Below are 15,535 nucleotides of genomic sequence, written 5' to 3'. Positions count from 1 at the left end.
TCCTAAAAATTCTGCTTACTATACTCCGCGTGTGTACCAATCCATTCGATTTTTACAATTCCATTAAGATACCGCACTTTCACCACAAGCCGGTAATGGTTACCTTTAATATTAAAAATAACACGATTATTCGGCAAGAAATCACTGTTACGATAAGCATTTTTGATCTCTTGTGGGGTTTTCCAAGCCGCTTGTTTTACCTGCTGCAACCACGTTTTTATCGCTTTTTCACTGTTGGCATGTTTCTTGCAAAATGACAGCAATAGCTCTGTTCCAACCACAATCATTGATGCTCCTTAAGAGTAAAACCAGCATAACATATTTCCCATTTTGGGAATATTATTTTCTACTTTTATATTTTTGTCAGTTACCACTGATTTTCTCTTCGCTTCTGATCGCAAAATCAATATTCATTCTGCCAACCACTCTTACTTAGACAGCCTCACCATTCCACGCTAGAATAACCGCACTTTTCGTTCACTTAACTAAAATTATCAATGTCCATTCAACAAAATCTGGCTGAGATTCATCAGCAAATCACTCACGATTGTCAACAAGCTGACCGCACGTTGGGATCGGTAAAACTGTTGGCGGTTAGCAAAACCAAACCATTTTCTGCAATTGCTGAAGCAGTTGCTGCCGGGCAAACTGCGTTTGGTGAAAATTATGTTCAGGAAGGCGTGGAAAAAATCCAGTATTTTCAATCACAACGAGTTCAGTTGGAGTGGCATTTTATCGGGCCATTGCAATCGAATAAAAGCCGTTTGGTGGCAGAACATTTCGATTGGATTGAAACCGTCGATCGGCTGAAAATTGCTGAACGCCTCAGTCAGCAACGTCCGACCGCACTTGCGCCGTTAAATGTGCTGATTCAAATCAATATCAGCGACGAAACCACTAAATCCGGCATTATGCCACACAACTTACTGCCGCTTGCAACACAAATTGCTGCGCTGCCGAATTTGCGCCTGCGTGGTCTGATGGCAATCCCGCAAGATAGTGACGATCTAAGCGTGCAGCAACAGGCTTTCAGCCGCATGCAACAGCTATTTCAGCAACTGCAACTTGCCCTGCCTGAACAGCAAATTGACACGCTATCATTAGGCATGAGCGGTGATATGGCGATGGCGATCAAGTGCGGTTCCACCCAAGTGCGGATCGGCACAGCGATTTTCGGCGCAAGAAGCTAACTCTCTGCGCCAAATCAATGCTATACTTTGCCCCTTTTTTCAAATAATACATGGGGTCTGTTTATGTTTGGCTACGATCCAACGATTATCACTTTTACCATTTATATCATCGGTATGCTGCTGATTGGGGTGCTGGCATACCGCTACACCAGCAACTTATCCGACTACATTCTCGGCGGCCGTAGTCTAGGCGGTTTTGTCACCGGTATGTCAGCCGGCGCATCGGATATGTCCGGCTGGTTGTTAATGGGGCTGCCCGGCGCGGTGTATGCTGCCGGATTGGTGGAGGCTTGGATTGCGATCGGTTTAACCATCGGCGCTTATTTAAATTGGTATTTCGTTGCCGGGCGCTTGCGGGTGTTTACCGAAAGCCACGATAATGCGTTGACGTTGCCGGAGTATTTTCAAGCCCGTTTCAGCTCAAAACAGGGCAATGGCAGCCACAAAATGTTAAAAATCATTGCTGCCAGCATCATCCTGTTTTTCTTCACGATTTATTGTTCCTCAGGCGTGGTCGCCGGAGCACGCTTGTTTGAAAATCTGTTCGGCACACCTTACCAAACCGCACTTTGGTACGGCGCTCTCGCCACGATTATCTACACCTTTATTGGCGGCTTTTTAGCGGTCAGCTGGACTGACACCGTGCAGGCAACCTTAATGGTCTTGGCTCTGATTATCACGCCAGTGATGGTGCTGTTTGCGATTGGTGGCATCGACGACTTTTCACGGGTATTGGAAGCAGCAGGCAATGATCTCGGCAAAAATTTCACCGATATGTGGACCGGCACATCGCTGATCGGTCTATTAAGTTTATCCGCTTGGGGCTTGGGCTATTTCGGACAACCACACATTCTGGCACGTTTTATGGCGGCAGAAAATGTGCGTTCTCTCACCAGCGCACGACGCATCGGTATCTCATGGATGATTTTCTGCTTGTTAGGCGCTGTCGGAGTTGGTTTTTTCGGGATTGCCTATTTCTACGCCCATCCAGACTTGGCAACAGCGGTCAACAACAATCGGGAACAAATCTTTATCGAACTGGCACGCCATCTGTTTAATCCGTGGATTGCCGGGGTGCTGCTGTCCGCAATTTTAGCTGCCGTGATGAGCACCTTAAGCTGCCAGCTGTTGATATCCTCCAGTGCGATCACCGAGGATTTTTACCGTGGCTTTATTCGCCCCAAAGCCAGTGACAAAGAGCTGGTGTGGTTAGGACGCTTGATGGTGTTGGTCATTGCGGTGATTGCGATTGCAATCGCCCAGAATCCGGAAAGTCAGGTGCTGAAACTGGTGGAACATGCCTGGGCAGGCTTCGGCTGCTCGTTTGGGCCACTGGTGCTGTTTTCGCTCTTTTGGCAACGCACTAACGCCAACGGTGCAATGGCGGGAATGATGACCGGGGCATTGGTGGTCAGTTTCTGGAATAAACTCATTCCAGACAGCGGAATTTATGAAATGATCCCCGGTTTCATCCTGTCTTCACTAGCTATCGTGCTGGTTTCACTGCTGACTAAACAGCCGCAAAGCGATATTCTGGAAAATTATCAGACTGCCGATCGCCAATATAAAGCGAATCTTTAACGGCAATTTGAACGAGAAAATACCGCACTTTGACTTTACGCCAGTGCGGTATTTTACCACTGCGTTTTAATCAAGCGTTCAGCCGCTGCAAAAGTGCGGTATACAGATTAACCCCGGTCAGCAGTTGCTGTTCATCAAAATCGAATTCAGCTTGGTGATGTCCGGCGGTGCGGTCGGCGCCAACAATAAAATAAATCGCTTTGCCGCCGTGTTGCTGCACCCGTCGTCCGAGAATAGTCGCGTCTTCACTGCCGTTAAAGCTGTAAGTCGGGGCAACTTCCGCCACGCCGGTCTGTTTTTGCGCCAGCTCGCTGATTAATTCAACCAATTCAGCATCATTGTCCAAATCCACCGCTTCGCCCATAATTTCAGTTTCATAGTCCAGATCAAAACTGACGGCAATGCCTTTGGCGATTTGCAACACTTGATCCACCATATATTGATTGATCTCGGCATTTTCACCGCGTACCTCCAACTGCACTTCCGCAGTGGTCGGAATCACATTACGCCCTTCGCCCGCTTTCAGCACCCCGACATTGATTCGCGTCATGCCATCGCCATGACGCGAAATGCCGTGCAGTTGTGTCACCGCATGCGCCGCCGCCAGCAAGGCATTGCGTCCCAAGTGCGGTGCCGCACCGGCATGTGCCGGTTTGCCTTGATAGCGAATATCAATTTTGGTGGTGCAAAGAAATTTTTTCGGATTGGCAATAATCGTGCCGGAATCGGCACAGAAGCTGAGGTGAGAAGCCGCAAAATAATCGGCGTCATCGATAATACCGCTGGCGGCAATCGCCGCCGCACCACGCACACCCTCTTCTGCCGGTTGAAACACCAGTTTGATTTTTCCGTTTAATTGCGCTTGGTTATCAGCAATCCATTGCGCCACCCCCAAGCCGATCGCCATGTGTCCGTCATGCCCACAGGCGTGCATAAAACCATCGTTTTGCGAACGAAAGCCCAATTTATTCGGCAAATGCGCTTCAAGTGCGGTTTCCTGCACATTGACACAATCAATATCAAAACGCAACGCCACCGTGTTGCCCGCTCTGCCTGAATCAAAAATCGCGACGCAGCCGGTATAACCGTCCATTTTATCCAACCAGTTTTGATCGGCACCGCGTGCAATCGCTTGTTTCAAACCAACATCGACAATCGCTTGCTGCCGTCCACGTACAAATTCAGGATTGATAATTTGCTTGCCCAACCGCACTTCAAAGCCCATATCAGACAAGTATTGTGCCAATTTAGCGGTAGTCAAAAATTCACACCAACCGGTTTCCGGAAATTGGTGGAACTCGCGTCGCCATGCAATTAATTGTTGTGGATTCATAGTCATCTTTCCTCCTATTACAACATAAACAGCGCCAAGAATAGTACCGCCAGCACCATGCCTGGGGCAGTACGTTTAATCATATCCACCGGATTGGCCATCGCCAAACCGGCACACACAATGGTTACTCCGGCAATCGGCGAAGCCGTGCGACCGATAGCGCCGGCGATGGCAGCTGCCATGCCTAAATTGACATGGGTATAACCCAGCTCAACCGCATGCGGTGTCACCGCCGTATTGAAAGCGATTGCCGCCGCATCGCCAGAACCGGTGATGATGCCCATCAAAAACGGCCCAATGGTCGCCCCCCAACGCACGAATTCATTCGAAGATTTCAAAAATTCAATTGCCGAGTCAATCGCCCCAGTCGATTTCAGCCCAGCGACAAACACACTGGCGGCAATGATAATTCCCAACACGTTGGCATAGGAATTACCCATGCCGTTGAAAAATTCATTGGTGATTTTCACCGGCGAAGCACGAGTGACCATGATCGCATAAATCGCCCCGATCAACATCGCCTCCGGCACCGTCATTTTGGTCCATGCCAGCCAAGAGATTTGTTGCAATTCAGTGCCACCGATCACCAACAACACCACCGGAATCAACGGCGCCAGCGCATACAAAAAATTCACCTTGCTGAAATGTTGCTCTGCGTTTTGGTTTTCTGCCAAATATTCATCACGGAATTTTTTGTGATAATCGCCCAAAGCCACGGCTAAAATCGTCAATACCACCGCACCGATTGCGCCAGCAATAATCGTGTAAGGCGCATGGCTCAGGTTCACTTGAGTCACCGTCAAACCCGACATTTCACTGATCATCGCCGAGTGAGAAGAACCGGGACTCATCATCGAACCGAACGTTCCTGCCAAAATTGCCGCACCGGCAGTTGCCGGACGAACGCCGGCGGATTTCAGTACCGGTATCAAGGTTGCACCCACCGCCGCCGCACAACCTGCCGCCGACGGAATGGCGATATTAATAAAAAAAGTCAGAATTGTAGCAATCGGAATCAGGAAAAACTTCAAACCGCTCAGCGGTTTGGTTAGCAAATGTACCAAATGCATGTCGCATTCGGTATATTTCATCACATAGGCAAAGCCCATACTGGAACAGATCGCCATAATCAACCCGGCGCTGGTCATGCTTTTGGCAAACGCCTCCAACGCCCCCATTGGATTCAGGGTGAGTACCGCCATCACTAAACCGACACCCAGCAACACCGTGCGGGTTTCATACTTTTTAATCAGCAGATAAACGGTCACGACAATGCCTAATAGTGCAATGCCCATCTTTAATTCATTCATTGATAACCTCCGGATAACTGAATTTATTCATAATTGAAAGTGGAATTGACCGAAATGGTTTCCAGATCCATTTTTCCGCTGAAACGCAGAATATCATCAAAGCCTAATGCGGTTGCTTTATGGTCACGAATTTGTAACGCCGTTCCCTCCGGCATGGCATATACTACTGCCTGCGGGTTGACCAGCAAAAACTCATTTAACCGCTCTTCGCGACTTTCGCCGTTATGCCCCTGCATTTTGCCGGAGATAAAGTGCGGGTTAATCTGTGCCGGAAACAGGTTCAAAGCTTCAAATGACGGCGGATACACAATCGGCATATCGTTGGTGGTCATAATCGACGCCCCAGCAACATTCGCCCCAGCGCTCCAGCCGAAATACGGCGTACCACACTTGACTTTCGTGCGAATCGGTTCTAATAAAGCATGCTGATATAGTTGATTTAACAAACAAAAGGTATTACCGCCGCCAATCGCAATCGCATCGGCTTGTTCAATAATTTCAGTTGGATCTTGGGATTGATGGACGGAAAGGATATTCATTTCCAACGATTGGAGTGCCTGCTGCACCACTGCCTCATATTGATCATAGCTGCGACTGACCCCGGCATAGGGCACGAACGCCAAGGTTTTACCTTGATAATCCGCCAAAAAACGGCTGATCCAAGGGGTGCAGTGTTCCAGATAGCCTGTATTGCGATATTTGGAACCGCTCATTAACAGCATTTTCTTAACACTCATCGGTACGCTCCTTTTACTGGTAGTAATATTGATATTGAAAACTTTGTAACCTGTTTGATTTTACCCTAATCACTTTTGGCGTATAGTGGGTGAGATCATACTTTTCGCAAAGAATAGGTAAACATTACGTCTTATTACTGTTTTTTTAAGGAGAAATCGTTATGTCTGTTAATATGCAAAGAGTCAAAACGCTCATTAATCATCTGGCGGCTATTTCCAGTGAACCTCATCAATTGACACGTTTGGCATTCAGCGCCGAAGACCTGATCGTCCGCGATTATTTGCTTGAAATCTGCCGACAACAACGCTTAAAAGTGCGGATTGATGAAATCGGCAATGTGATTATTCGCCGTGACGGTTTACAAAATGATCTGCCTGCGGTCGCTTTCGGTTCACATATCGACACGGTGGTCAATGCCGGGAAATTCGACGGCCCGCTCGGTACCATTGCCGGTTTGGAAATCCTGCTGCAACTGTGCGAGCAACAACAGCAAACTCGTTATCCATTGGAATTAATCATTTTTACCTGTGAAGAATCCAACCGTTTTAATTATGCTACTTTAGGCAGTAAGGTAATGTGCGGTGTCAGCACGCAAGCGAATTTAACCCATTTGCAAGATAAAAACGGGGTTAGCCTCGCCACCGCACTTCAGCAAATCGGTTTGGATTTTCAGCAAATCGATCAAGCCAAACGCTCCGCCACTGAATTTAAATGTTTTTTTGAATTACATATTGAACAGGGACCACGTCTAGAAAATGAACAAAAAACCATTGGTGTAGTCACCGGTATTGCAGCACCGATTCGCTGCATCGTGAAAATTCAAGGTCAAGCGGATCACTCTGGTGCAACAGCGATGAATTATCGCCATGACGCATTATTAGGCGGCGCCGAATTAGCATTAGAATTGGAGCAAGCTGCGATTCGTGCCGGGTACGCCACCGTCGCCACCGTGGGACAAATACAAACAAAACCGGGTGTAATGAACGTGGTGCCGGGTTATTGCGAATTATTGGTTGATATTCGCGGCACCAATATTACCGCACGGGAAAGCGTATTTTCTGCCTTACAGCAAAAAATCGATAAGGTCAGTCAACAACGCGGCTTACAGATCGAACTGCAACTGATTTCGCGCGATCAGCCAATCATCTTGAATACAGACATGGTTAATACGGTTGAGCAAGCCGCGGCAAGCTTAGGCTATACTTATGAAATCATGCCGAGCGGTGCCGGACACGACGCCATGCACATGGCAACTCTATGTCCGACCGGTATGATTTTTGTGCCGTCACGCCAAGGCATCAGCCACAATCCGTTGGAACACACCGATTGGCAAGATGTGGAGGCTGGCATCAAAGTGCTGCAAGCGGTGGTGCTACAACAGGCAGAGCTGATATGAAATCGCAACAAGGCGATACTCTTGTGCAAGCAATTATTGTATAACAAGCTAATCTGACCTCGATTTTTAATATCAGGAGATACAAATGCGAATGTTAAAATGGATAGCCGGCGGAATCTGCTTATTCAGCGGCTTATTTTCAACAGTACAAGCCAATATGACTACACCAAAACACACGCCACAACAATTGCAACAGCAGCAACAAACTCAGCAGGCGATTTTGTTGGATGTACGCAGTCTTGAGGAGTTTAATGCCGGACACTTGCAAAGTGCGGTTCATATTCCCCACGATCAAATTGCGGCACAAATCAGTCAGATAAGCAGTGATAAACAGCAACCGATTTATGTTTACTGCCGCAGTGGTCGCCGCTCCGAATTGGCAAAAGCCGAATTAGAACAGTTAGGCTATCATAATGTGATCAATCTAGGCGGCTATCAACAGTTGCAAGCCGATGGTTTCAAATAGAAAACCATAGAAAAGCAAAGTGCGGTCCTGCCCTAACCGCACTTTAAAAATAAACAGACCCTACTTTAAACCGATAATCCGCCAACGGTTATGTGATAAACCGTCGATTTTGCCTTGCTTCACTTGGGTAATATAATCGATCATCATATTTTGAATGGTGCCAGCTTCACTGCCTAAAGCCACTTTCGATTCCCATAACACCGGAATAGTTTGTCCTGCAAATATACCGCCTGTTTTGCTGAGTTGCCCAAAACGGTAGGAGTTCATACCGACTTTTAATTGCAGTTCATCCGTCACCGGGCGTCCGTCGGCTAAGGTTAAATCGACAATTTTATGCCCGCTTGGCTGGGTTAAATCAATGTTATAGTTCACCCCACCAAAAATATCGAAGGTCACATATTTGGATTTGCCACGTACAGGATCATAACGATAAGCCGTGTCGCCCGCTTCAATGGTATTAAAATAGTCCGCTGACCACTCCATATACTGCTTCAGCTGTTTGCCGCTCAACGCATACACCGTCACATCACCACCGGCATAACGATAATTAAAGATGATATCTTTTTTCTTAATCGGTCCTTTATCCAAACGTACCGTTTCATGATCGAAGGCAAAGGAAACCACATCGGCTTTGCTGTAATGTAATTCAACGTCGGTAATCAGCGACGATAAACCGGTGTCTTGTGAAAAAGCAACGGATACACCATGATTTTTCTGTTGCAAAACCATGTCATTGGCGGTTTCACCAATCACGAGATTATTCAAACGTCGTAATTCATCGTGATAAGGTTGGTAAATGCTGACGATTTCAGGATCGGCAGCCAGTTCTTTCACCGGCACCGTTGTTGCCGCTTTTGACAACAGTTTAACCTGCTGTTTTTCATCAATATCAAAGGTTAAATCCACTTCAGAAACCACTGTGCCGTAACGATGCGGCTCGGTGATTAACACATTATTGATGGTTTCACTGGGTATATTTTGGTGCATATGCCCAGCAATAATCACATCAATCCCCTCAACCGCATTGACCAGATCCCTAACGCCGGTTGCGGCAATGTTGTTTTCATTCTCAATCCCCATATGGGCAACCACAATAATCGCATCGACATGCTGCGCTTTTAACGCCGCAATTTGCTGTTTGGTTTCCTCAATCGGTGAGCTGAATTTCATCGCTTTTAAATGCCCGGTGTCGTTTTCAAAGATCGCCGACATCGGCGTGGTTAAACCGATAATGCCCAGTTTCACTCCGCTTTTTTCGATAATCGTGGTGGGTGCTAAATAGCGCTCGCCGGATTGATGATAGAAATTAGCGGTAATTTTTTGTGCGTTGATATCTTGCAAAATGGCATCTAATGCTGGCATGCCAAAATTAAACTCATGATTTCCCAAGACAAAAATATCATAACCCATCGCATTTAATACTTTGGGAATCGGATTGTCTTGGTAGTATTGCGGGGTTTTGGCAAACACTTCCACTTGGTTATCCTGAATTGCATCGCCAACATCAATCAAAATTACATTATCATGCTGCTGCTTCACGCTCTTCACATAGCTGGCAATCTGGGCATAAGATCCCGAACGATCTTCAACATCCGCCCCATAGCTCCACGGCACCACTCGTCCATGCACATCAGACGTTCCCAGCAATTTAATATTAACCTCTTTGGCAGCTACACTGCTAGCTACCGACAATATCAATAAACTGCCCATTATTTTTCGCATCATAGACTCCTTTGTTGTTATAGCTTTTTACTGCCTATTTATAGCGTATATCGGCAAGTAAACCAGACCGCACTTTGATCCGCTAATAGCCTTGTAAATACGCTGTTTCCGCCAGTTTCACACCGAGCAGCGCCAAACTGAAACGCTGTTCATCGCACACCGACCAAAACTGAATGCCGTTTTCTAATGCTTGCACATCACTGATATGCAGTTGATCTTGTTCTTGATACTGTTCACCATTTATCACCGGCGTGACAATCTGTGCCTCATGCCACACAAGCAATTCATTCGCTTGCCATACCGCTTGCCACTGCTCCACATCGGTTTGGTAATCGGAAAGTGCGGTCACTTGTTGTGCTAAACCATAGAAAACCGCACTTTGTAATTGGTGAATCACCAATTGAATGTCACTGTTTGGCAGAATTTTTTGAAACTGTTGCAGCAAGCGCTCGCTGCTGTGCCGTTTGAACGGTGCCGCATCAAACGCCAACCGCACTTCGCCTTCGTCTAACGGGATCCCGTTCAATAAACGTGCCGTTTGTCCCGCCAATGTTTTCACCTGCTCACTGTTGACATAAGACGCTGGCAACATCGAGCTCACCAGCAAACGGTTAATTTCGCCGCCCAGCAAGATTTCACCGCAGGTCAGCAGCAGTTGGCTAATTTGCGGATCGGCAAGAGAAACGATATTGCGGTTGCGCAATTCGCTCAGCAGTGGATCATTAAAACCCGGTACGATTAACGGCACATCTTGCAACGCCGCACATACGCCATTGAGATCGATCACCACACAACCGCTATCCGCCGCTTGCGCCAGATAACCAGCGTGCTTAGTTTCTCCGGCAAAAAACAAATATTGCTTATCCGACCAATCAAGCTCTTCGATATTTTGCTGTTCCACCGCACGGTTATTAAAGCGCAAGCCCTGCTCTTCGCCGAACGGATAAATTTCGGCAACAATTATTTTCTCGACAGGTAACTCGCTTTGCTCCAATAAATCCGCGATCTTCTCCGCCAACTCGAACTCTGCGGCAATGACAATATTCAGTTTTGTTTGCATCTTTTCCCCTATTTTTTAAAACAGTGCTACAATAATTTTTGGCTATTCTACGGAATTTCCGGCAATAAGTCTGTAAAAGAATCAGGAGATACTCCATGACACCGGCAATTAATTACCTGAAAAAACAAAAAATTTCGCATACTATTCACAGTTACCAACACGACCCACACAACACCGATTTCGGGCAAGAAGCGGCAGAAAAATTGGGCTTACCCCTTGAACAAACCTACAAAACCCTGTTAGTCGCAATAAATGGAGATCAGAAAAAACTGGCGGTGATGGTGCTGCCGGTGTCGCATTTGTTAAGCCTGAAAAAAGCAGCCAAAGCGCTGAAAGTGAAAAAGGTAGAGATGGCAGAAATCGATGCCGCACAAAAATCATCCGGCTATCTGGTCGGCGGCATTAGCCCGATCGGACAGAAGAAAGCTTTGCCCACCTTTATTGATCAAAGTGCGGTTGAATGGGACGTGATTTACGTCTCCGGCGGCAAACGCGGTTTGGATATTGCCTTGACCGCACAGGATTTGGCATTGGCAACGAAAGGCGAATTTGCCGATTTGAGAGATGAATAATGTTTAATAAATGCGCTCACGTACCACTTTATTTGGATAATCACTGAAAATTTGGCTGATAATTTGGCGATTTTTAACATTATCTTGGCGAATTGGATTTTTCATTTTTCCGAAACGAAAAACCGTTGTCGGATTGGATAAGCGATCTAAACGATAGAATAGAGTAATTTCACGTTGATAAACACCACGTTTGCGATAACGCAGATCCTTACGCAAAGCTATGGTCAATGGGAAATAAGTCAGCGCATTGGCAATATTGGTACGAGAATGCTCGGATAATAATGCGTAAAAAATAAACTTTATCAAATTATTACTGAAATTAATGGTAAGCATCGAGCAATTCCCACGCCTTTAGGTCACCATTACTCAAACGTTCTGCAACTTGCTGTAGTAGAGCTTCAGGGGCGAATTCAATACAAGCCTCACCTTGTTTATCTTCTGCAATCTGCTCGTCGAGCATTGCCAGCTCTTCGCTCGTCCAATGTTCATCTTCTTTATGGATAATAAAATCAGTATTCACAATAACAATCGGCATAGCTTACTCCTTTGCTCAATTTGTTTATATTTTAATCACTACACTTGATTAAATCAATCAAACTGATTTATAGCCGAAAAAGACTAACGACTCCGCTCCAACGTCTTCGCCAGTTCGGTTGCCAGCATTTGTTGGGTATGTTCGGCGAGATCACGGCGTTCTTTTGCTGTAGCATCAATCGCTTCAAAAAAACGGAGTTCAATCACACCGCACTTTTGTGCCGCCAGATCTTTTAGGGATTGCACCAAGCTGATATCGCCGTAATACGCCATGGTAGGATTGACACCGCCGTCTTTCGCCGGATAGAAACACAGTACTGGCCAAATCTTAGCTTCGGCGTCAATCGCCGCCTGAAAGAAACTGCTTTTGAACGGCAGCACCTGCTCGCCGATAGTTGATGTGCCTTCCGGAAACAGGGTAATTTGCGCACCGTTGCGAAGTGCGGTCGCAACACCGTCTACCTTGCCCTGCGTGCCGTTGCCACGTTGACGCGACACAAACACCGTGTTGGCTTGCGCTGCCAGATAGCCGATAATCGGCCATTTGCGCACATCATCTTTGGCGATAAACTGCCCCGGCAACACGGCGTTAATCGCAAAAATATCCAACCAAGAAACGTGATTCGAAATAAACATCGAGCCTTTGACTTGTGACAAGTGCGGTACGTTATGGGCATTGACCTGAATGTTAAACACCCGCAAAATATTTTGCGACCAGCGTTGAATTCGCGCTAATTTTTGTTGCGGCGTACACCAACGAAACAACACTAACATTTGAAACACACCGCTTAACAGATAGTACATTATCCATGATAAGCGCCAAAAAACTCGCAACGTTTGCATAATCCGCCTTATTTTAACTGTGCCGATCAACGACAGAAATGCTTTAAATAACGTTCGTCCAGGCGGGTGATCGGCATCATAATCAACACGTCCGCCGAGTTGAAAGCCGGATCCCAAGCCGGTTCGCCGCAAATATAAGCACCGGCACGCAGATAGCCTTTAATCAGCGCCGGTGTGGAAACCTCTAAATCCTGTTGCAATTTATCCAATTGCACCGGCACATGCGGAAACACCCGATATTCCAACGGCGATAGATATTTTTTCTCCAATTTGCGGTACAGGCTTGCTGCGCTGTGTCCGCCGTCACTCATGCTGATACTGCCACAGCCGATCATATACGACAGATTCTCCAAGTGCATGAATTTAATCAATCCGGTCCACAACAGCAACACGACACCGCCATTGCGGTAGTCTTTATGCACACAAGCACGCCCCAATTCGACAGTACGATCCAAAATATGTTCAATACGACTGAGATCAAATTCACCGGCACTGTACCAACCACCGACTTTGCGTGCGCCTTCAATGGTCAACAGACGATAGCAACCAACAATGCGTCCATTGTCTTCGTCACGGACAATTAAATGCTGGCAATGTTCATCATATTTATCAATATCCAAACCGTTTATACTCTGAATTTTCGCCCCCATTTCGTTGGCAAAAATCTCATAGCGCAAGCGTTGCGCCTCTTCAATTTCGGCTTGAGTGGATGCCAGCGTCACCACTAAGCGCTGGTTGTCAACCACACTGTGTTGTTCGATATGATGTTGCAACACAAGTTCTCCTTAACCTAAAACTCACATTATCACGACTAATTTAGGGCGTTATCATATCATTCTTGCGTATTTCGTAAAACATTTATTGGTGAACGGCGGTAAAGCAGCAACGACGGCAGCAATGCCAGCAAAATGGCAAAAATAAAATTAAACACAATAAACAGGTATTCCTCTTCACCCAAACGCACCGGCAATACAAAGCCACTTTGTTGGCTCAAATGCTGTGAGATGAGCTGTGCAGCAATATAACCGATCACCGTGCCGAGCAGCATTGCAATAGCTATCATCACGATCAAGGCAAACCAAACCAGCAAGAAGATCTTGGCGCGTGGTGCACCGAAAATCCGCCACGCTGCCACCTGTTTTTGTCGATTTTGCAAATACAGTACAATGATCATCAAAAGTGCGGTTGCGACCAACACTTGCGTGACGATAGACACCCACAGCAGCACTTCTTTGCTATCGCCTAATACGCCATACACCCGCACCAGCACTTCCGCCGGAAATACGGCTTGGGTGGCCTCGGTTTTATATTGGCTGCGCAGTTGATAAGCACCGGCAAAACTTTGCGGCTTAATCACCACCGCCGACATGCCCAGCTCTTCAATCGCATGGCTGTGATCATGGTCGTGGTCGTGATCATGCTCATCGACATAGCCCGGCGGTCCGTCATGCTCGTGAGCGTGACGGTCATGGTCATGGTCATGGTCATGATGTTGATGTATGTCCCAAACGCTGGTAATCGGCACCAATAAGGCTTTATCCCAAACACTGCCCTCCTCCGGCAAAATGCCGACTACATGATACTCCACGTCATCATGGGCATGATGGTTGCTTTCACCCAACTGTCCATGCATCGGGCTGAAACTGTCACCGAGCGCTAAACCGCTCTTGGCACCTACCACCGCTTCATAATCTTTTTCGAATGTCCGTCCAGCAGTAAGTTGCCGTTCACCGCCGTCAAGCACAAGTGCGGTATTGGTGCCGACAATCGGCATACCTTGATAGTAGTCGCCGAATGCCAACGGTGCTGCCCAATCAACCAGAGGATTGGCTTCAATCTCCTTAAAAACGGCGGTATCCAACAGGTTTAACAGCGACGGTTGTAAAAACACGGTACTTAGCACCAACTGCACTTCGCTGCCTGGCGCACCGATCACCAAATCAAAGCGATCCGCCGCTTGCGCACTGCCTTCACGCAATGCACGCTCCTGCAAACTGACGGTGATACTCAATGCAGTTGACAACGCAATCAGAAAAATAATCAGCAGGCTGCCGAATTTGCTCTTTTTAAAGTCAAGTAATAACAGTTTTAGCATTAACATGGTTGCGCTCCTGTTTGCTGATCCGACATGATAACGCCGTTTTGCAGCAACAGTCGGCGTTGCAGCTGTTCGGATAAGAAACGATCATGGGTCGCCACCAGCAAGGTACACTTCTCTTTTTCACTGATTTCCAATAATAAACGGGCAATATTGCGGCTGTTTTCCGCATCCAGACTGGCGGTCGGTTCATCGGCGATAATCACCTGCGGTTGCGCCAACAGCGCTCGCGCAATCGCCACTCGCTGCATTTCACCGCGCGATAATTTGGCGACATCACTGTGCCGCCGTGGCATGTTCAGCTGTTCCAGCAAAGATTCCGCCCGCTGTTTCAGCGCATCGGATATGCGCCAGTGACGAAAAGCCAACGGCAGCAGCACATTTTCCAGTGCGGTCAAGCCGTTGGTCAGATAAAAATCCTGCATCACCATGCCGACATGTTGAAAACGCCATGTATCGCAAGCGGTGGCTGAAAGTGCGGTCAGCTCTTGTTGCCGCCATTTCACAGAACCGGCTGTCGGTTTTAATAATCCACTGATGATATTTAAAAATGTGCTTTTTCCACAGCCGGAAGGTCCCATCACCGCAATCTGTTGTGCGGCGGGAATGGATAAGTGCGGTATTGCCAAAATCGGTTCTGGCAATGCCGCAATGTTGACGGTCAAATCCTTGATCTCTAACATTTGATCTCC

Annotated in this window: 17 protein-coding genes; 5 read left to right on the top strand and 12 right to left on the bottom strand. The window is 47.1% G+C overall.

Annotated features, from left to right (window positions below; translation table 11 throughout):
- Window positions 1-2: 2 nt before the first annotated feature.
- Window positions 3-287, bottom strand: a complete 285-nt coding sequence (locus FHQ23_RS00410) for a type II toxin-antitoxin system HigB family toxin (protein ID WP_132967116.1) — start codon at window positions 285-287, stop codon at window positions 3-5.
- A gap of 210 nt (window positions 288-497) precedes the next feature.
- Here FHQ23_RS00410 and FHQ23_RS00405 point away from each other — a divergent pair, with 210 nt between their 5' ends.
- The gene (locus FHQ23_RS00405; RefSeq protein ID WP_139612539.1) at window positions 498-1,190 is read left to right on the top strand and encodes a YggS family pyridoxal phosphate-dependent enzyme; all 693 of its coding nucleotides are present in this window, start codon (window positions 498-500) and stop codon (window positions 1,188-1,190) included.
- Between the two features lie 63 nt (window positions 1,191-1,253).
- Window positions 1,254-2,771, top strand: coding sequence for a sodium/proline symporter PutP (gene putP, locus FHQ23_RS00400; protein WP_139612538.1), 1,518 nt, complete (start codon window positions 1,254-1,256; stop codon window positions 2,769-2,771).
- Between the two features lie 70 nt (window positions 2,772-2,841).
- On the opposite strand, the gene FHQ23_RS00395 is transcribed toward putP, so the two are convergent.
- Genes FHQ23_RS00395 through pepE form a run of 3 tightly spaced genes read right to left on the bottom strand, consistent with a single transcriptional unit; the run spans window position 2,842 to window position 6,151 of the window.
- Window positions 2,842-4,110: a M20 family metallo-hydrolase gene (locus FHQ23_RS00395; protein WP_139612537.1), complete on the bottom strand. Its 1,269-nt coding sequence runs from the start codon at window positions 4,108-4,110 to the stop codon at window positions 2,842-2,844.
- Window positions 4,111-4,121: 11 nt separating this feature from the next.
- Complete coding sequence (gene dcuC, locus FHQ23_RS00390) at window positions 4,122-5,414, bottom strand: C4-dicarboxylate transporter DcuC (RefSeq protein ID WP_139612536.1); 1,293 nt, start codon at window positions 5,412-5,414, stop codon at window positions 4,122-4,124.
- Between the two features lie 23 nt (window positions 5,415-5,437).
- Window positions 5,438-6,151, bottom strand: a complete 714-nt coding sequence (pepE, locus tag FHQ23_RS00385; protein WP_267963577.1) for a dipeptidase PepE — start codon at window positions 6,149-6,151, stop codon at window positions 5,438-5,440.
- 161 nt (window positions 6,152-6,312) lie between these two features.
- Here pepE and FHQ23_RS00380 point away from each other — a divergent pair, with 161 nt between their 5' ends.
- Both FHQ23_RS00380 and FHQ23_RS00375 read left to right on the top strand, forming a co-directional pair.
- Window positions 6,313-7,548 carry a Zn-dependent hydrolase gene (locus FHQ23_RS00380; RefSeq protein ID WP_139612535.1) on the top strand — a complete coding sequence of 412 codons (1,236 nt, stop codon included), beginning with the start codon at window positions 6,313-6,315 and terminating at the stop codon, window positions 7,546-7,548.
- Between the two features lie 85 nt (window positions 7,549-7,633).
- Window positions 7,634-8,014: a rhodanese-like domain-containing protein gene (locus FHQ23_RS00375; RefSeq protein ID WP_267963576.1), complete on the top strand. Its 381-nt coding sequence runs from the start codon at window positions 7,634-7,636 to the stop codon at window positions 8,012-8,014.
- A gap of 60 nt (window positions 8,015-8,074) precedes the next feature.
- Here the strand turns inward: FHQ23_RS00375 and FHQ23_RS00370 are convergent, their stop codons facing one another.
- Window positions 8,075-9,736: a bifunctional metallophosphatase/5'-nucleotidase gene (locus FHQ23_RS00370; protein WP_139612534.1), complete on the bottom strand. Its 1,662-nt coding sequence runs from the start codon at window positions 9,734-9,736 to the stop codon at window positions 8,075-8,077.
- Window positions 9,737-9,818: 82 nt separating this feature from the next.
- Window positions 9,819-10,796 carry an oxidoreductase gene (locus FHQ23_RS00365; protein WP_139612533.1) on the bottom strand — a complete coding sequence of 326 codons (978 nt, stop codon included), beginning with the start codon at window positions 10,794-10,796 and terminating at the stop codon, window positions 9,819-9,821.
- Window positions 10,797-10,891: 95 nt separating this feature from the next.
- Between FHQ23_RS00365 and ybaK the strand changes: the two genes are divergently transcribed.
- A complete protein-coding gene (gene ybaK / locus FHQ23_RS00360; RefSeq protein WP_139612532.1) occupies window positions 10,892-11,368 on the top strand; it encodes a Cys-tRNA(Pro) deacylase in 477 nt (158 codons plus the stop codon).
- A gap of 3 nt (window positions 11,369-11,371) precedes the next feature.
- Here the strand turns inward: ybaK and FHQ23_RS00355 are convergent, their stop codons facing one another.
- The 6 genes from FHQ23_RS00355 to FHQ23_RS00330 form a co-directional block, all read right to left on the bottom strand.
- On the bottom strand, window positions 11,372-11,701 hold the full coding sequence (locus FHQ23_RS00355) for a hypothetical protein (protein ID WP_139612531.1): 330 nt from the start codon (window positions 11,699-11,701) through the stop codon (window positions 11,372-11,374).
- On the bottom strand, window positions 11,688-11,903 hold the full coding sequence (locus tag FHQ23_RS00350; protein ID WP_139612530.1) for a hypothetical protein: 216 nt from the start codon (window positions 11,901-11,903) through the stop codon (window positions 11,688-11,690). The genes FHQ23_RS00355 and FHQ23_RS00350 overlap by 14 nt, the downstream gene beginning before the upstream one ends.
- Window positions 11,904-11,986: 83 nt before the next feature.
- Window positions 11,987-12,676, bottom strand: a complete 690-nt coding sequence (locus FHQ23_RS00345; protein ID WP_267963575.1) for a lysophospholipid acyltransferase family protein — start codon at window positions 12,674-12,676, stop codon at window positions 11,987-11,989.
- A 95-nt stretch (window positions 12,677-12,771) separates the two neighbouring features.
- A complete protein-coding gene (locus FHQ23_RS00340) occupies window positions 12,772-13,521 on the bottom strand; it encodes a GNAT family N-acetyltransferase (RefSeq protein WP_139612528.1) in 750 nt (249 codons plus the stop codon).
- 56 nt (window positions 13,522-13,577) lie between these two features.
- A complete protein-coding gene (locus FHQ23_RS00335; RefSeq protein ID WP_139612527.1) occupies window positions 13,578-14,846 on the bottom strand; it encodes an FtsX-like permease family protein in 1,269 nt (422 codons plus the stop codon).
- Window positions 14,840-15,526, bottom strand: a complete 687-nt coding sequence (locus FHQ23_RS00330; RefSeq protein WP_139612526.1) for an ABC transporter ATP-binding protein — start codon at window positions 15,524-15,526, stop codon at window positions 14,840-14,842. Before FHQ23_RS00330 ends, FHQ23_RS00335 begins: the two co-directional genes overlap by 7 nt.
- Between the last annotated feature and the right edge of the window lie 9 nt (window positions 15,527-15,535).

This window comes from Testudinibacter crocodili, from assembly GCF_006228025.1.
Lineage (GTDB): Bacteria > Pseudomonadota > Gammaproteobacteria > Enterobacterales > Pasteurellaceae > Chelonobacter.
The sequence above is the reverse complement of the archived record's forward strand: the minus strand, read 5'-3'. Positions and strand labels throughout refer to the sequence as shown.